Consider the following 13,888-nt stretch of genomic DNA (forward strand, 5'->3'; position numbering starts at 1 on the left):
ACACAAATCCTGTGGGAGCGAGCTTGCTCGCGAAGGCATCACCTCGATTCTGAATGAATCGAGGTTTTCGGATCACCTCAAACCTTGAACCGCCCCACCAGCATCTGCAGATGCGTCCCCAGCCGCGCCAGCTCAACGCTGGACGCCGCCGTCTCTTCACTCGCCGCCGATGTCTGATCCGACACGTCCCGCACATTCAGCACGCTACGGTTGATCTCTTCCGCCACCGCGCTCTGTTGCTCGGCCGCTGCCGCAATCTGCTGGTTCATCGCCTGAATCGCCGACACGGTACGGGTGATGCTTTCCAGCGAACCGCCCGCGCGACGGGTCAGCTCAACGCTGCTGTCGGTGAGGTTGCGGCTGTTGTCCATGATCGTCGCCACTTGCTGGGTGCCGTTTTGCAGGCCGACGATCAGCTCTTCGATCTCTTCGGTGGATTTTTGCGTGCGCTGGGCGAGGCTGCGCACCTCGTCGGCAACTACCGCGAAACCACGTCCGGCTTCACCGGCACGCGCGGCTTCGATGGCGGCGTTGAGGGCCAGCAGGTTGGTTTGTTGCGCTACCGACTTGATCACGTCGAGGACGCTGCCGATCTTGTCGCTTTCGCGCTTCAGTTCACCCATGGCTTCGGTCGAGTGACCGACTTCAGCGGCCAGCCGCTCGATCTGCGCGATCGCTTCGCCCACCACTTTGTCGCCTTCGCGAGCCTGTTGGTCGGCTGCGACGGCGGCCTCGGAAGCTTCTTCGGCATTACGCGCGACTTCCTGCACGGTGGCGGCCATTTCGTTCATGGCCGTGGCAACCTGATCGGTCTCGATTTTCTGGTTGTTGACCCCGGCGCTGGTCTGCTCGGTCACCGCCGAGAGTTCTTCAGCGGCGCTGGCGATCTGGGTAACGCCATCGCTGATCCCGCCGACCAGTTCACGCAGGCCTTGGGTCATGCTCTGCATCGAACGTTGTAGTTGGCCCAATTCGTCGCGACGCAGGGAAACCAGGTTGTGGGTCAGGTCGCCCGCAGCCACGCGCTCGGCGACTTTCAGGGTCTGGTTCAGCGGGATGATGATCTGGCGGGTGATTGCCCAGGCGGCAAGCAAGCCGAAAGCCACGGCGAGCAAGGTGGCGATGATCAGCATGTTCTTGGCGTGGGCGGCATCGGTATCACGAACGATGGTCTGCGATTCAGTGAGTTTCTTGCTGACGTCGATAAGGATGTCGCCCTGCGTCGACATGCGCGCGGCGGCCTTGGCGTTGTTGACCTGCGAGTCGCGGAACTGCGCAACGGCCGCGCGATAGGCTTTGATCGAGGCGGTAGCCTGTTGCAGGTTGGCGATGTGCTGCTCCGGCAATTTGGCCGGCAGGCTGTCGAGGTTTTTCAGGGCGTTGTCGATGGCGTCGAGCGCCGGTTGCTCGGCTTCGGCCTTGCCGCTGTAGGTGTAGCCGCGTACTTGATAGCGTGCTTGCTGCAGCAGTTTGCTCAGCTCGATCACGCTGTTGAATTGCGCGACGCTGTCACCCGCCAGCATGGATTTTTCCACTTCCGCGACTTTCGCCACGGCATTGTCGGCACTGGCGCCGAGCTTGCTGCGGGCGTCTTCGCGCTGCACGGTGGCTTGGGTCATGTCGGCAAAAGCGCGTTTGTATTCGGCAACGGCGGCCAGTTGTTGATCGACCATCGCCGCGTCGGACGGCTGTTCAATCAGGCTGCGCGCGGTTTGCAGGCCGCTGTCGAGTTTGCCGAGCAGGTCGTTGACCACGCCCGGACCTTGTTCGCCACGGCGCGCTTCGTAGTCCAGACGCGCGAGGCGCAGGTCTTTGGTCAGTTCGTTGAGGCTGGAGATAAAACCGAGCTTGTCACCGCGGCTGATAATACCGCTCATGCCGGTCCAGCCGGTGAAGGTGATCAACAGCGTCAGCAACAGCACCAGGCCGAAACCGATTCCCAGCTTGCGTTTGACGCTGACGTTTCCAAGACTCTCGGCTAACCAACGGTACATGCGACGACTCCCCGACCACTAATTGGACTTATGGAGAGGTTATCGGCCGGGTGATGGCAATCTGTAACACCATTTATCCGATGCGCAGAATCAGAAGAGCCGGGCGAGCAGGGCGGTGACGGCGGTTTCGACGCGCAGGATGCGCTCGCCCAGTTGCACCGGTTGCAGACCGGACTTGGCCAGCAGGTCGATTTCGTAAGGAATCCAGCCACCTTCGGGGCCGATGGCCAACGTCACCGGTTCGCTCAAGGCGCGTGGGCACGGCGGATAGTTGCCGGGGTGGCCGACCAGACCGAGGGTACCGTCGGTGATCGCCGGCAACCGGTCTTCCACGAAAGGCTTGAAGCGTTTTTCGATGATGATTTCCGGCAGCACGGTGTCGCGGGCCTGTTCGAGGCCGAGGATCAGTTGCTCACGAATCGCTTCAGGTTCCAGAAACGGCGTCTGCCAAAAACTCTTCTCGACCCGATAGCTGTTGACCAGGATCACCTTTGACACGCCCATGGTCGCCACGGTCTGAAACACCCGACGGAGCATCTTCGGGCGTGGCAGAGCGAGTACCAAGGTCAGCGGCAGCTTGGCTGGTGGTGGCTGATCGAGGCTGACGCGCAGCTCGGCTTCACCTGCTTCGAGGCGCAGCAGCTCAGCCGAACCCATCAGCCCGTTGATACGGCCAACGCGCAGGCTGTCACCGACTTCCGAGCGGTGGACTTCCTGCATGTGGGTCAAGCGGCGATCACGCAGCACCACGCGGTCGGCCGCAATGAAATCGGCCTCTTCGAGCAACAGCAGGTTCATGCCTGGGTCGCTGGCGGCTGGTCGTTGTGGTCGTCGGCCGGGTTCTCTTCCGGACGTTCGCGCTTGCTGATCAAACCACCGAACAGAATGCCGATTTCAAACAACATCCACATCGGCACGGCCAGCAGAGTCTGCGAGAAGATATCCGGCGGCGTCAGGATCATGCCGACCACGAAGCAGCCGATGATCACGTAAGGGCGGATTTTCTTCAGGTATTTGACGTCGACCACGCCGATCCACACCAGCAGCACCACAGCCACCGGGATCTCGAACGCCACGCCGAAGGCGAAGAACAGCGTCATGACGAAATCGAGGTAACTGGCGATGTCGGTCATCATTTCCACTCCGGCCGGGGTGGCGGCAGCGAAGAACTTGAAGATCAGCGGGAACACGAAGTAATAGGCGAACGCCATGCCGGTGTAGAACAGCAGAATGCTGGAGACCAGCAGCGGCACCGCAATGCGCTTCTCGTGTTTGTACAGGCCCGGCGCGATAAAGCCCCAGATCTGATGCAGGATCACCGGGATCGCGAGGAACAGCGAAACCATCATCGTCAGCTTCAGCGGCGTCAGGAACGGCGACGACACGTCGGTGGCGATCATCGTCGCGCCGACCGGCAGGTACTGGCGCAGCGGGGTCGAGACAAAGGTATAGATCTGCTGGGTGAACGCAAACAGCCCGGCGAAGATGATGAAGATCGCCGCCACACAACGCAGCAGGCGGGTGCGCAACTCGGTGAGGTGCGAAACCAGCGGCATGTGCTGGTCGTTTTCGGGGAGATCGCTCATGGGGCTCGCGGCGGCAATGTTGGGTCGTGAGGCGCTGGTGTGATCGGCGCGGCGGTTGGGGACACGTGTTCAACCGAAGTTTCTGCGGCCACCGGTTCTGTCGGCGCTACAACGGCAGTAGGTGCAGGTGCAGGTGCAGGTGCAGGTGCAGATGCAGATGCAGGTGTCGGTGCTGGCGCAACGGGTGCAGCTGGCGCATGAATCGTCTGCTGCCCGACATGTTCAACTTCAACCGGCGCCGGCTCTTGCTGGACCGGATTGAAAATCTTCCGCGCTTCCTGCTCCAGCGACAGAATGTGCTCGTTGTGCAGTTGCCGACGGATCTCGTCGGCACCGATTTCACGTTCAACTTCCTGTTTGATCGCGTTGAAGCTGCGCTTCAGCCGTCCGACCCACAGGCCAGCGGTGCGCGCAGCGCCCGGCAGACGCTCGGGGCCCAGCACCAGCAGGGCGACGAGGCCGACGAGCAGCAGTTCACAGAAGCTGATACCAAACATTAGTCAGTGCTCACACGTCTTTGCGGATCGGCTCTTCGACTTTTTGCGCCTGCACGTCGATGGTGTGCGGCGGATTGGCCTGAGCGGTGGCTTGCGGCTGCACCGGTGGCACCGGTTGCGCAGGCGTCACGGTTGGATCAGCGGCCGGTTTTTCGTCGTCGTTCATGGCTTTGCGGAAGCCCTTGATCGACTCGCCAACGTCGGTGCCGAGGTTTTTCAGTTTCTTGGTGCCGAACACCAGCACCACGACAACCAGAATGACGATCCAGTGTTTCCAGTCAAAAATGCCCATGTTGCTGTTCCTCTCTAAAAATTGTTCAGGCGGACGGACGCGAGGCTTTCTCGACGTGTCCGGACAGGCCGAAGCGACGATCCAGTTCATCCAGCACGGCCTGTGGATGCTGCCCCAGTTGGGCGAGCATGACCATGCTGTGGAACCACAGGTCGGCGGTCTCGTAGATCACGTCGCTGCAGTCGCCGCTGATGGCGGCGTCCTTCGCGGCAATAATGGTTTCGACCGACTCTTCGCCGACTTTCTCCAGAATCTTGTTCAGGCCCTTGTGATACAGACTAGCTACATAGGAGCTGTCGGCAGCGGCGCCCTTGCGCTCTTCAAGCACCTGAGCGAGGCGGGTCAGGGTGTCACTCATGTTTGTGTCCTGCGGAATAGATGGCGTGCGGGTCTTTCAGGACTGGGTCGACTGTCTTCCAGTCGCCGTTTTCGAAGACACGGTAAAAGCAGCTTTGACGGCCGGTATGGCAAGCGATGTCGCCGATCTGTTCAACCATCAGGATGATCACGTCGGCGTCACAGTCCAGACGCATCTCATGCAAGGTCTGTACATGGCCGGACTCTTCGCCCTTGCGCCACAGCTTGCCACGGGAACGTGACCAGTAGATTGCACGGTTTTCCGCAGCGGTCAGTTCGAGCGCTTCGCGGTTCATCCAGGCCATCATCAGCACGCGTCCGGTCTTGTGATCCTGGGCAATCGCCGGCACCAGGCCATCAGCGTCCCATTTGATCTCGTCCAGCCAGTTTTTCATCTTCGACTCCGACAGCGAACCCCACACTTCAATAGTCGGGTTCAGGCATTGAAACAGTGTGCCAGCCGATCACGAAACTGGCTATCGGCGAACGACCAGATACAAGCCGACTGCCACCATGATTCCCGCAGGCCAATGCCCCAACTCGTTAAGCGGGCCACCGATGGCGAGGATCACCCCGCCGGCCAGATGCGCGCAACCGAGCAGGCGCAGGAACCAGTCGTCCTTGCGTTTATGCCATGGCGGCGGTGGATCGTAGGCGTGCGGCTGCGACATGCGTTCGAGCAGATCACGGGCCATGTTGGCCAGGTGCGGCAGTTGTTCGAACTGGCTCTGCACGTTGCCGAGCAAGGCTTTCGGGCTGACGCGCTCGCGCATCCAGCGCTCGAGGAATGGCTGCGCGGTGTTCCACAGATCCAGATCCGGATACAACTGACGACCGAGGCCTTCGATGTTCAACAGGGTCTTTTGCAGCAGCACCAGTTGCGGCTGCACTTCCATGTTGAAGCGCCGTGCGGTCTGGAACAGGCGCATCAGCACCTGGCCAAATGAAATATCTTTTAACGGTTTTTCGAAGATCGGTTCGCACACCGTACGGATCGCCGCTTCGAATTCGTTGAGTTTGGTTTCCGCCGGCACCCAGCCCGAATCGATGTGCAGTTGCGCCACACGGCGGTAGTCACGCTTGAAGAAGGCGAACAGGTTGCGCGCCAGATAATCCTGGTCTTCCGGGGTCAGGCTGCCGACGATGCCGCAGTCGATCGCGATGTACTGCGGACTCCAAGGATTGACGGTGCTGACGAAGATGTTGCCCGGGTGCATGTCGGCGTGGAAGAAACTGTCGCGGAACACTTGGGTGAAGAAGATTTCCACACCGCGTTCGGCAAGCATTTTCATGTCGGTGCGCTGATCGGCAAGTGTCGCCAGATCGGTGACCTGAATGCCGTAGATGCGCTCCATCACCAGCACTTTCGGCCGGCACCAGTCCCAATAGACTTGCGGCACGTAGAGCAGCGGCGAACCTTCGAAGTTACGCTTCAACTGGCTGGCGTTGGCCGCTTCGCGCAGCAGATCCAATTCGTCGTAGATGGTTTTTTCGTAGTCCTGGACCACATCGACCGGGTGCAGCAGACGCGCATCGGCGGAGAGTTTTTCGGCAGCACGGGCGAGGATGAACAGCCACGCCAGATCCTGCGCAATGATCGGCTTCAGGCCCGGGCGGATCACTTTGACCACGACTTCTTCGCCGGTTTTCAACTGCGCGGCATGCACCTGCGCCACCGAGGCCGAGGCCAGCGGTTCGACGTCGAAACGGCTGAACACGTCGCTGATCTTCTTGCCGAGCTGTTCTTCGATCAGCTTGATCGACAGCTGCGAGTCGAACGGCGGCACGCGGTCCTGCAACAGCATCAGCTCATCGGCGATGTCTTCCGGCAGCAGGTCGCGGCGGGTCGAAAGAATCTGCCCGAACTTGATGAAAATCGGCCCGAGATCCTGCAACGCCAGGCGCAGACGCGCGCCCCGGCTCAGGTCCAGCGGCTTGCGCGGGAACCAGCGCCACGGCAGCACATAGCGCAGCGCCAGAAGGAACCACGGCAACGGCAGATCGAACAGCAGGTCATCGAGGCGGTAGCGGATCACGACGCGCTGGATGCGCAACAGACGGCGGACGGCAAGCAGCTTCATGCGTTATCGCTTGGGTCGAGGGATCGGGAAAGGCGCTCGAAACGCGCCTCGAGACGTTCCAGATCAAGTTTGATCCGGTCCAGTTCGCTGAATCGCGCTTCGGCTTCGCGCTGTCCGACGAGGGTGCGCGATTCTTCGGCGAGGTATTCGGCGAGGTTCTGGTTGAGGCTGGCAAATCCTTGTTGATACCAGCGTGCGCGGCTGCGCAGATGGCCACCGACCAGTTGCGTGGCGACCGGGCCGAGCCAGCGCGAGAGTTCGTACTCCCAGTCCAGCTCAAGGTCTTGCAGCACACCGGCCAGCTCCAGCAGCACGCCGCTGTCGCCATCGAGCTCGACTTCCGGGGCATGCAGCACTGCGGTCTTGTCTTTGCTCACGGCCAGTTTGATCAGGCTCGAGGCCGGCGCACGCAAGGTGCAGTCGACACCGGTTCCCCAATGCGAGGCCAGCATCAGACCTTCGTCACTCGGCAGGATGAACAGTTGCAGCGCCGGGCTGCGGCAGTCGACGGCAATCACCTTGCCGGTCAAATGCGCCAGCCGCGGCAGCGCCGTGCTGTCGAGACGCAGCACCCGGTTGAGGCCGAGTTCAACGCTGGCGAGCAGCCCGGTGAGCAACATCAGGGCTTGATGCCACGGTGCAGGGCGACGATGCCTGCGGTCATGTTGTGATAGGTCACGCGGTCGAAACCGGCGTCGACCATCATCGACTTCAGGGTTTCCTGATTCGGATGCATGCGGATCGATTCGGCCAGGTAGCGATAGCTTTCCGAGTCGTTGGTGATCAGCTTGCCCATCAGCGGCATGAAGGCGAACGAATAAGCGTCGTAGGCTTTCGACATCAGCGCGTTGGTCGGTTTGGAGAATTCCAGCACCAGCAGACGACCGCCGGGCTTGAGTACACGCAGCATCGAGCGCAGCGCGTCTTCTTTGTGCGTCACGTTGCGCAGGCCGAAAGCGATGGTCACGCAGTCGAAGTGGTTGTCCGGGAACGGCAGTTTTTCCGCGTCCGCCTGAACGAATTCGACGTTGCCGGCGACACCCAGATCGAGCAGGCGGTCACGGCCGACCTTGAGCATCGATTCGTTGATGTCGGCCAATACCACCTGACCGGTCGGGCCGACCAGGTGCGAGAATTTTTTGGTCAGGTCACCGGTACCGCCGGCGATGTCCAGCACGCGGTTACCGCTGCGTACGCCCGACAGTTCGATCGCGAAACGCTTCCACAGGCGGTGCATGCCGCCCGACAGAAGGTCGTTCATCAAGTCGTATTTCGCGGCTACCGAGTGGAAAACTTCAGCGACTTTTTCCGCTTTCTGGCTTTCCGGAACGTTTTTGAAGCCGAAGTGAGTGGTGGGTTCGGCATCGCTGCCTTTGCGCTGATCAGTCATATCGCTGTCACCAAAAGAGAATGCGCGACATTCTAATCCCCAAGCCATGCTTTGTCTTGGAATGGCTAAAGGTAAGATGGGCAACCCTCGGGACGATTTGCCGCAGCGGCGGTCAAGATTTACCGACACATCTTTTTAAATCAGGAGTCATGCAATGGCCAAAATCACTGTTGAGCGTGCCCACAACCTGGGTAAGGAAGCCGCCCGCGAGAAGGCCGACAAGCTGGCGCAAAAACTCTCCGATCAATATGGCCTGGAGCCGCAATGGTCCGGCGATACCCTGAACCTCAAGCGCTCGGGCGTGAAAGGCGCGGTGCATGTGGCGGACGATTCGATCAAGGTCGATGTGGAGTTGGGCATCATGATGTCGGCCATGAGCGGCATGATCAAAGCCGAGATCGAGAAGGCCCTCGATAAAGCGTTGGTCTGAAATACGGTCCCCTGTAGGAGTGAGCCTGCTCGCGATAGCGGTCTGTCAGTCACCAGAAATTTGATTGAAAGACCGCTATCGCGAGCAGGCTCACTCCTACATTTTTTTGCGCTGCACCCAAGCTTTTATGTCAGTTGTTAGGGTGCCGTTTCTAATTTATCTCCTTACTTTGTGCCTGAGCCCGACACTTTCGCGGGCAGTTCCTCAAACCTTCTGCGCGTGAGGTGCACCATGGCCAAAGTCATTTTGAAGAAAAAAATCGACGCTTCGACTTCTGCTCTGAGCGACGTCAAATCCTATGCCCGCAAGATCTGGCTGGCAGGCCTGGGTGCCTACGCCAAGGTCGGCCAAGAGGGCAGCGACTACTTTCAAGAGCTGATCAAGGCTGGTCAAACTGTTGAAAAGAAAGGCAAAAAAGCCGTCACCGAAAAACTCGAAGCGGCCAACGCCGAGATCGATGAAGCCAAGAGCGAAGTCAGCTCGTTCAAAGGTCGTGTCGAAGTTCAGCTCGACAAGGTCGAGAAGGCGTTCGACTCCCGTGTAGCAAGCGCCTTGAATCGTATCGGCATTCCGTCTAAACATGACGTTGAGACACTCTCTGCTAAGCTCGATGAGCTGACGGCATTGCTCGAACGCGTCGCGCGTAAATCTTAAGGAGAACGGGATGGCTGGTAAAAAGAACACCGATAAAGAAGGCAGCTCGTGGATCGGGAAAGTCGAAGACTACTCCCGCAAAATCTGGCTGGCTGGTTTAGGCGTGTACTCGAAGATCGACACTGACGGCAGCAAGCTCTTCGATACATTGGTCAAAGACGGCGAGAAAGCCGAGAAGCTCACCAAATCCGCAGTCGGCAAAAAAGTCGACGCTGCCAAGGATTCCGCTTCTTCGGCCAAGTCGCGCATCAGCGGCGTGAAAGATCGCGCACTGGGCAAATGGGACGAGCTGGAAGGGGCTTTCGACAAACGCCTGAACAGCGCAATCTCGCGCTTGGGTGTACCGAGCCGCAATGAGGTCAAAGCACTGCATAGCAAGGTGGAAACCTTGACCAAGCAGATCGAAAAACTCACCGGTCTGAAAACCCAACCGGTGGCGGCGAAAACCGCTGCGGCAAAACCGGCCGCGAAAACGGCTGCGGCCAAACCAGCAGCCAAGTCGGCTGCCAAGCCACTGGCCAAAGCGGCAGCTAAACCTGCTGCTAAAGCCGCGGCCAAGCCAGCAGCGAAAACCGCAGCCGCCAAGCCTGCAGCCAAAGCCGCAGCCAAACCGGTTGCCGCCAAAGCCGCTGCCAAGCCGGCAGCTAAATCTGCGGCCAAAACTGCAGCGAAACCCGCCGCCAAGCCAGCAGCGAAAACTGCTGCCGCCAAACCGGCTGCCAAGCCTGCAGCGAAACCAGCTGCGGCGAAAAAACCGGCAGTGAAAAAACCGGCCGCGCCGAAAGCCGCTGCGTCGAAACCGGCCGCACCTGCTGCAGCCAAACCTGCCGCTCCGGTAGCTCCGGTGAGTGCGTCGAATTCCGCCGCAGCACCGACTCCGGCGGCCACCCCGACTGCTGCATCGACCCCGTCGACGCCAACCAGTCAGTCCTGATTCTTCAGGGCAAAATAAAACGCCCGGCCTGTGAAGGTCGGGCGTTTTTGTTTGTGCATTTCAAGGCCGCCCCTCACCCCAGCCCTCTCCCAGAGGGAGAGGGGGCCGAACGAGGTGTCTTGCGTCGTACGTCGACCTGAACGATCGAGTCGATTATGGATTCAACAAAACCCTTTCAGGTCGGTGTAGCTCATCAGCATCCCCCAATCAGTCCCCTCTCCCTCCGGGCGGTCCGACGTTTCGGGAGGGCTAGGGTGAGGGGCTTTTGATTTCAGTCGTGATCTTCAAGGTATTGCAGAGCCATCCTTTCGGTCGCGACTTTCACCGGCGGTAGCAAATGCGGCGCTACCAGCATCATGATCTGGTAAACCACCAACCTGACCTCACCCTCACGATCCAGAATCCGCTGATAATCCAGCGAAAACAGCAGCGTCATGGTGATCTGCTCCACCAGTTGCCCCAACGCCTGCGTATCACTGACCAGTTGCCCCGAAGCCTTTAACCGCGCGAGCAACGACGCCAGTGTGCGCTTCAGTGCATTGAGCAAATGGCGAATGCCCTTGGCCAGTTTTGGCAAGCGCCCGGCGAGGTTCGACAGGTCCTGGAACAGAAAGCGGTACTGCGCCAACCGCTCGACGATCAAATGCAAAAACAGCCAGTAATCTTCCGGCGCCAGTTCCACATCCGAGGGCGGATCGAGCAGTGGCGCCAGTTCACTCTGGAAGCGTTCGAACAAGCCGAGAATCAGCGGTTCCTTGCCGTGGAAGTGGTAGTAGAGGTTGCCCGGGCTGATCCCCATTTCGTTCGCCACCTCCATGGTGGAGACGTTCGGCTCGCCCTTTTCGTTGAACAGTTGCAAAGCACATTCGAGAATCCGGTCGCGGGTTTTCATCCAGTCTTCTTAGAAAAGTTCGGTTAAGCGTCAGCGCACACGCACGTAAGTACCGGGCGCTGCCTCCATCGGTGGATAGTTCGGGTTGCCCAGGGTAAACGTGGTTTCGTGCTGGGCGCCGGAGCGCTGTTGAATCCACTCCAGCCACTGCGGCCACCAACTGCCATCGACGTGTTTGCCATCGTAGTACCAGGCACGCGGGTCGCTGCTCATCTTGCCGTTCTCGATATAGGCAGCTTTCGGGTTGCTCGGCGGGTTGAGAATGCTCTGCACGTGGCCGCTGTTGGACAGCACGAAACGCCGCTCGCCACCGAGCAGCAGGGTTGAGCGATACACCGCATCCCACGGCGTGATGTGGTCGTTCATGCCGGCGACGCTGAAGCTGTCCACGGTGACTTTCTGCAGGTCGATCGGCGTGCCGCACACTTCCAGCCCGCCCGGATGGGTCAGCGGGTTGTGCTTGAAGAAGTCCAGCAGGTCGCCGTGAAATGCCGCTGGCAGACGGGTGTTGTCGTTGTTCCAGTAGAGGATGTCGAAGGCCGGCGGCTCTTTGCCCAGCAGGTAATTGTTGACGAAGTAGCTCCAGATCAAATCGTTGGGGCGCATCCAGGCGAAGACCTTGGCCATGTCGCGCCCGTCGAGCACGCCTTTCTGGTACGAGCGGCGTTTGGCGGCTTCGAGGGTTTGTTCATCAGCGAAGAGGGTGGCCGGAGTTTCGATCTGGCTGTCGAGCAGGCTGACCAGGTAGGTCGCACTGGAGACGCGGCGCAGTTGCCGCTTGGCCTGCAAATGCCCTTGCAGGGCGGCGATGGTCAGGCCGCCAGCGCAGGCGCCCATCAGGTTGACTTCGCGGGCGCCGGTGATCGCCCGGCAGATGTTCATCGCCTCTTCCACCGCCTCGACATACGTCGACAGGCCCCATTCGCGATGGCGTACATCCGGGTTGCGCCAACTGATCATGAAGGTCTGCAGGCCGTTTTTCAGTGCGTACTGGACGAAGCTGTTATGTGGGCTGAGGTCGAAAATGTAGTACTTGTTGATTTGCGGCGGCACCACCAGCAGCGGCTTGGCGTACTGCTTTTCGCTCATCGGTCGATACTGGATCAGCTCAAGCAAATCGTTGCGAAACACCACCGAGCCGGTGGTGGTGGCCACGGTCTTGCCGACCTCGAAAGCCTGTTTGGTCACCTGACGTGGCAGGCCGTCGTTGTGCAGCAGATCATCGAACAAATGACTGAGGCCGCGCACCAGGCTGTGCCCGCCGGAGTTGAACAGCTCCTTGACCGCCAGCGGGTTGAGCAAGGTGTTCGACGGCGCCACAGCGTCGTTGAGCAGGGTGAAGGCGAAATGCGCGCGGGCGCGATCGTCATCGCTCATGTTGCTTTCGTCGATCCAGCTTTTGACCTGTTTTTGCCAGGCCAGATAGGCCTGCAGGCTGCGCCGGTAGAACGGATTGAGGCTCCACGCCGGATCAGCGAAACGGCTGTCGTTCGGATTGGTCGGGTGCAGGGTTTCGCCGAGCAGCACGCGGCCCAATTGACCGCCGAGTTTCAAGGCATGCTTCGCACTGTGGATCGGGTTACGCAGGCCATGGGCTGCCACGCTGCGCAAGGTCGAGATCAGGTCCCGGCCACGCAGGCCGGTGATCGCACTTTGTGCATTGATGAACACGGCGGGGCTGGGCACTACGCCCGTCGCTGGTTTGTCGCGCATGACTCAACACTCCTTCGTCTTCAGGCCAAAAACAAACTCACCGAACCAGAACACCATAGACGCTGTTACGGGTTGCTGCCTGCGCGGCGTCCTGCCGCGCACTCTTTACTAAAGGCCTGCATAAAGCCTGCCGCCGGGGTTAGCCGCCGAGCGGTGTCGGATGCGGGTGCATCACCGCCCGCTGACGTTCCTCCTGGAGGAATTTCATGATGATCGGCGCCACCGCTTCAGCACGGGTAATCAGGAACAGGTGGCCGTCGTCGATGATGTGCAGTTGCGCGTTGGGAATGCGCCAGGCGAGCATGCGCATGTTGATCAGCGGGATCAGCGGATCGTCATCACCGGCCAGCACCAGCGTCGGCTGATGGATCTTGTGCAGCCAGTGAATGCTGGTCCAGCCGAGGCCGGCGAACAGTTGCCAGTAATAACCGAGCTTGCCCGCCGAACGCACTTTCGCCGCGTGGCTGGCCGCCAGGGTCGGGTCGCGGCGGAACGAGCCGCCATAGATCAGCGGGGCGATACGGATCACGTGGGACGGCTGAATGTAGCGCCGCGGACTGGCCATCATCCACAGCACTTTCGGTTTGCCCGGCACCATCACGGCACCGGCCGCGGTCGCCGCCAGCACCAGTTTCTTGCAGCGCTCGGGGTAGTCGTAGGCGAACTGCTGCGCAAGTGCGCCGCCCCACGACACGCCGATGACGTTGACCTGCCCGTAGTCGAGATAATCGAGCATGCGCGACGTCAGCTTGGCCAGACCGGGAAAACGATATGGCCGGTTCGGCGTCGAGGAGCCGCCGACACCGGGCACGTCAAAGGCGATCACTTCCAGATCCGGGTCCAGCGCCGCGACAAACGGAAATACCAGCTCCAGGTTGGCGCCAATGCCGTTGAAAATCAGCAAGGGCGTCAAGTGAGGCTTGCCGGGGCGCACCGCCGTGCGGAGGGTTTGACCATCCAGATCGACGGTACGGAATATGAACGGTTGCGGCATGCGTCAGGCCCTGTGGATTTCAAGTACACCCCGCCCCCTGTGGGAGCGAGCCTGCTCGCGAAGGCGTCGTGTCA

Annotated in this window: 16 protein-coding genes and 1 pseudogene; 3 read left to right on the plus strand and 14 right to left on the minus strand. The window is 60.2% G+C overall.

The genetic code is table 11. The features are described from left to right. Positions 1 to 77: 77 nt before the first annotated feature. The 11 genes and pseudogenes from AB4O11_RS10425 to ubiE all read right to left on the minus strand — a co-directional run bounded on the left by AB4O11_RS10425 (position 78) and on the right by ubiE (position 8,197). Positions 78 to 950, minus strand: a complete 873-nt coding sequence (locus tag AB4O11_RS10425) for a methyl-accepting chemotaxis protein (RefSeq protein ID WP_437182482.1) — start codon at positions 948 to 950, stop codon at positions 78 to 80. A 30-nt stretch (positions 951 to 980) separates the two neighbouring features. Beyond that, positions 981 to 1,994 (minus strand): annotated as a pseudogene (locus tag AB4O11_RS10430) (methyl-accepting chemotaxis protein); the annotation flags it as partial. 90 nt (positions 1,995 to 2,084) lie between these two features. Continuing rightward, positions 2,085 to 2,792: a 16S rRNA (uracil(1498)-N(3))-methyltransferase gene (locus AB4O11_RS10435; RefSeq protein WP_099757766.1), complete on the minus strand. Its 708-nt coding sequence runs from the start codon at positions 2,790 to 2,792 to the stop codon at positions 2,085 to 2,087. Continuing rightward, positions 2,789 to 3,580, minus strand: coding sequence for a twin-arginine translocase subunit TatC (tatC, locus tag AB4O11_RS10440; RefSeq protein ID WP_093430065.1), 792 nt, complete (start codon positions 3,578 to 3,580; stop codon positions 2,789 to 2,791). Before tatC ends, AB4O11_RS10435 begins: the two co-directional genes overlap by 4 nt. After that, the gene (gene tatB / locus AB4O11_RS10445) at positions 3,577 to 4,077 is read right to left on the minus strand and encodes a Sec-independent protein translocase protein TatB (protein ID WP_460130600.1); all 501 of its coding nucleotides are present in this window, start codon (positions 4,075 to 4,077) and stop codon (positions 3,577 to 3,579) included. The genes tatC and tatB overlap by 4 nt, the downstream gene beginning before the upstream one ends. 10 nt (positions 4,078 to 4,087) lie before the next feature. Further along, positions 4,088 to 4,369 carry a twin-arginine translocase TatA/TatE family subunit gene (locus tag AB4O11_RS10450; protein WP_003220847.1) on the minus strand — a complete coding sequence of 94 codons (282 nt, stop codon included), beginning with the start codon at positions 4,367 to 4,369 and terminating at the stop codon, positions 4,088 to 4,090. Positions 4,370 to 4,394: 25 nt separating this feature from the next. Continuing rightward, the gene (locus AB4O11_RS10455) at positions 4,395 to 4,727 is read right to left on the minus strand and encodes a phosphoribosyl-ATP diphosphatase (protein ID WP_003220849.1); all 333 of its coding nucleotides are present in this window, start codon (positions 4,725 to 4,727) and stop codon (positions 4,395 to 4,397) included. Further along, positions 4,720 to 5,121, minus strand: coding sequence for a phosphoribosyl-AMP cyclohydrolase (gene hisI / locus AB4O11_RS10460; protein ID WP_007909357.1), 402 nt, complete (start codon positions 5,119 to 5,121; stop codon positions 4,720 to 4,722). Before hisI ends, AB4O11_RS10455 begins: the two co-directional genes overlap by 8 nt. 81 nt (positions 5,122 to 5,202) lie before the next feature. Beyond that, positions 5,203 to 6,807 (minus strand): ubiquinone biosynthesis regulatory protein kinase UbiB, encoded by a 1,605-nt coding sequence (gene ubiB / locus AB4O11_RS10465; RefSeq protein ID WP_460089569.1) that lies wholly within the window; start codon positions 6,805 to 6,807, stop codon positions 5,203 to 5,205. After that, positions 6,804 to 7,427 (minus strand): ubiquinone biosynthesis accessory factor UbiJ, encoded by a 624-nt coding sequence (locus tag AB4O11_RS10470; protein ID WP_186621320.1) that lies wholly within the window; start codon positions 7,425 to 7,427, stop codon positions 6,804 to 6,806. Before AB4O11_RS10470 ends, ubiB begins: the two co-directional genes overlap by 4 nt. After that, positions 7,427 to 8,197 (minus strand): bifunctional demethylmenaquinone methyltransferase/2-methoxy-6-polyprenyl-1,4-benzoquinol methylase UbiE, encoded by a 771-nt coding sequence (gene ubiE / locus AB4O11_RS10475; protein ID WP_008080626.1) that lies wholly within the window; start codon positions 8,195 to 8,197, stop codon positions 7,427 to 7,429. Before ubiE ends, AB4O11_RS10470 begins: the two co-directional genes overlap by 1 nt. 154 nt (positions 8,198 to 8,351) lie before the next feature. Here ubiE and AB4O11_RS10480 point away from each other — a divergent pair, with 154 nt between their 5' ends. The 3 genes from AB4O11_RS10480 (at position 8,352) to AB4O11_RS10490 (ending at position 10,215) form a co-directional block, all read left to right on the plus strand. Then, on the plus strand, positions 8,352 to 8,627 hold the full coding sequence (locus tag AB4O11_RS10480) for a polyhydroxyalkanoic acid system family protein (RefSeq protein WP_093430067.1): 276 nt from the start codon (positions 8,352 to 8,354) through the stop codon (positions 8,625 to 8,627). Positions 8,628 to 8,858: 231 nt separating this feature from the next. Further along, positions 8,859 to 9,281 (plus strand): phasin family protein, encoded by a 423-nt coding sequence (locus tag AB4O11_RS10485; RefSeq protein WP_034152971.1) that lies wholly within the window; start codon positions 8,859 to 8,861, stop codon positions 9,279 to 9,281. Positions 9,282 to 9,291: 10 nt separating this feature from the next. Then, a complete protein-coding gene (locus tag AB4O11_RS10490; protein ID WP_460130601.1) occupies positions 9,292 to 10,215 on the plus strand; it encodes a phasin family protein in 924 nt (307 codons plus the stop codon). 271 nt (positions 10,216 to 10,486) lie between these two features. Here the strand turns inward: AB4O11_RS10490 and AB4O11_RS10495 are convergent, their stop codons facing one another. The 3 genes from AB4O11_RS10495 to phaZ all read right to left on the minus strand — a co-directional run bounded on the left by AB4O11_RS10495 (position 10,487) and on the right by phaZ (position 13,814). Further along, positions 10,487 to 11,107 carry a TetR/AcrR family transcriptional regulator gene (locus AB4O11_RS10495; protein ID WP_093430069.1) on the minus strand — a complete coding sequence of 207 codons (621 nt, stop codon included), beginning with the start codon at positions 11,105 to 11,107 and terminating at the stop codon, positions 10,487 to 10,489. A 30-nt stretch (positions 11,108 to 11,137) separates the two neighbouring features. Next, positions 11,138 to 12,820 (minus strand): class II poly(R)-hydroxyalkanoic acid synthase, encoded by a 1,683-nt coding sequence (gene phaC / locus AB4O11_RS10500; protein ID WP_093430070.1) that lies wholly within the window; start codon positions 12,818 to 12,820, stop codon positions 11,138 to 11,140. Positions 12,821 to 12,959: 139 nt separating this feature from the next. Next, positions 12,960 to 13,814, minus strand: coding sequence for a poly(3-hydroxyalkanoate) depolymerase (gene phaZ / locus AB4O11_RS10505; RefSeq protein WP_034152967.1), 855 nt, complete (start codon positions 13,812 to 13,814; stop codon positions 12,960 to 12,962). Between the last annotated feature and the right edge of the window lie 74 nt (positions 13,815 to 13,888).

Source organism: Pseudomonas sp. H1_D05, assembly GCF_054682705.1.

Excerpts from the sequence above, each read along its gene's own strand:
- AB4O11_RS10455 (WP_003220849.1), bottom strand. The coding sequence starts at position 4,727 with ATGAGTGACACCCTGACCCGCCTCGCTCAGGTGCTTGAAGAGCGCAAG.
- hisI (WP_007909357.1), bottom strand. The coding sequence starts at position 5,121 with ATGAAAAACTGGCTGGACGAGATCAAATGGGACGCTGATGGCCTGGTG.
- AB4O11_RS10450 (WP_003220847.1), bottom strand. The coding sequence starts at position 4,369 with ATGGGCATTTTTGACTGGAAACACTGGATCGTCATTCTGGTTGTCGTG.
- phaC (WP_093430070.1), bottom strand. The coding sequence starts at position 12,820 with ATGCGCGACAAACCAGCGACGGGCGTAGTGCCCAGCCCCGCCGTGTTC.
- AB4O11_RS10495 (WP_093430069.1), bottom strand. The coding sequence starts at position 11,107 with ATGAAAACCCGCGACCGGATTCTCGAATGTGCTTTGCAACTGTTCAAC.
- tatB (WP_460130600.1), bottom strand. The coding sequence starts at position 4,077 with ATGTTTGGTATCAGCTTCTGTGAACTGCTGCTCGTCGGCCTCGTCGCC.
- AB4O11_RS10435 (WP_099757766.1), bottom strand. The coding sequence starts at position 2,792 with ATGAACCTGCTGTTGCTCGAAGAGGCCGATTTCATTGCGGCCGACCGC.
- AB4O11_RS10480 (WP_093430067.1), top strand. The coding sequence starts at position 8,352 with ATGGCCAAAATCACTGTTGAGCGTGCCCACAACCTGGGTAAGGAAGCC.
- AB4O11_RS10425 (WP_437182482.1), bottom strand. The coding sequence starts at position 950 with ATGCAGAGCATGACCCAAGGCCTGCGTGAACTGGTCGGCGGGATCAGC.
- AB4O11_RS10485 (WP_034152971.1), top strand. The coding sequence starts at position 8,859 with ATGGCCAAAGTCATTTTGAAGAAAAAAATCGACGCTTCGACTTCTGCT.
- tatC (WP_093430065.1), bottom strand. The coding sequence starts at position 3,580 with ATGAGCGATCTCCCCGAAAACGACCAGCACATGCCGCTGGTTTCGCAC.
- AB4O11_RS10470 (WP_186621320.1), bottom strand. The coding sequence starts at position 7,427 with ATGTTGCTCACCGGGCTGCTCGCCAGCGTTGAACTCGGCCTCAACCGG.
- AB4O11_RS10490 (WP_460130601.1), top strand. The coding sequence starts at position 9,292 with ATGGCTGGTAAAAAGAACACCGATAAAGAAGGCAGCTCGTGGATCGGG.
- phaZ (WP_034152967.1), bottom strand. The coding sequence starts at position 13,814 with ATGCCGCAACCGTTCATATTCCGTACCGTCGATCTGGATGGTCAAACC.
- ubiB (WP_460089569.1), bottom strand. The coding sequence starts at position 6,807 with ATGAAGCTGCTTGCCGTCCGCCGTCTGTTGCGCATCCAGCGCGTCGTG.
- ubiE (WP_008080626.1), bottom strand. The coding sequence starts at position 8,197 with ATGACTGATCAGCGCAAAGGCAGCGATGCCGAACCCACCACTCACTTC.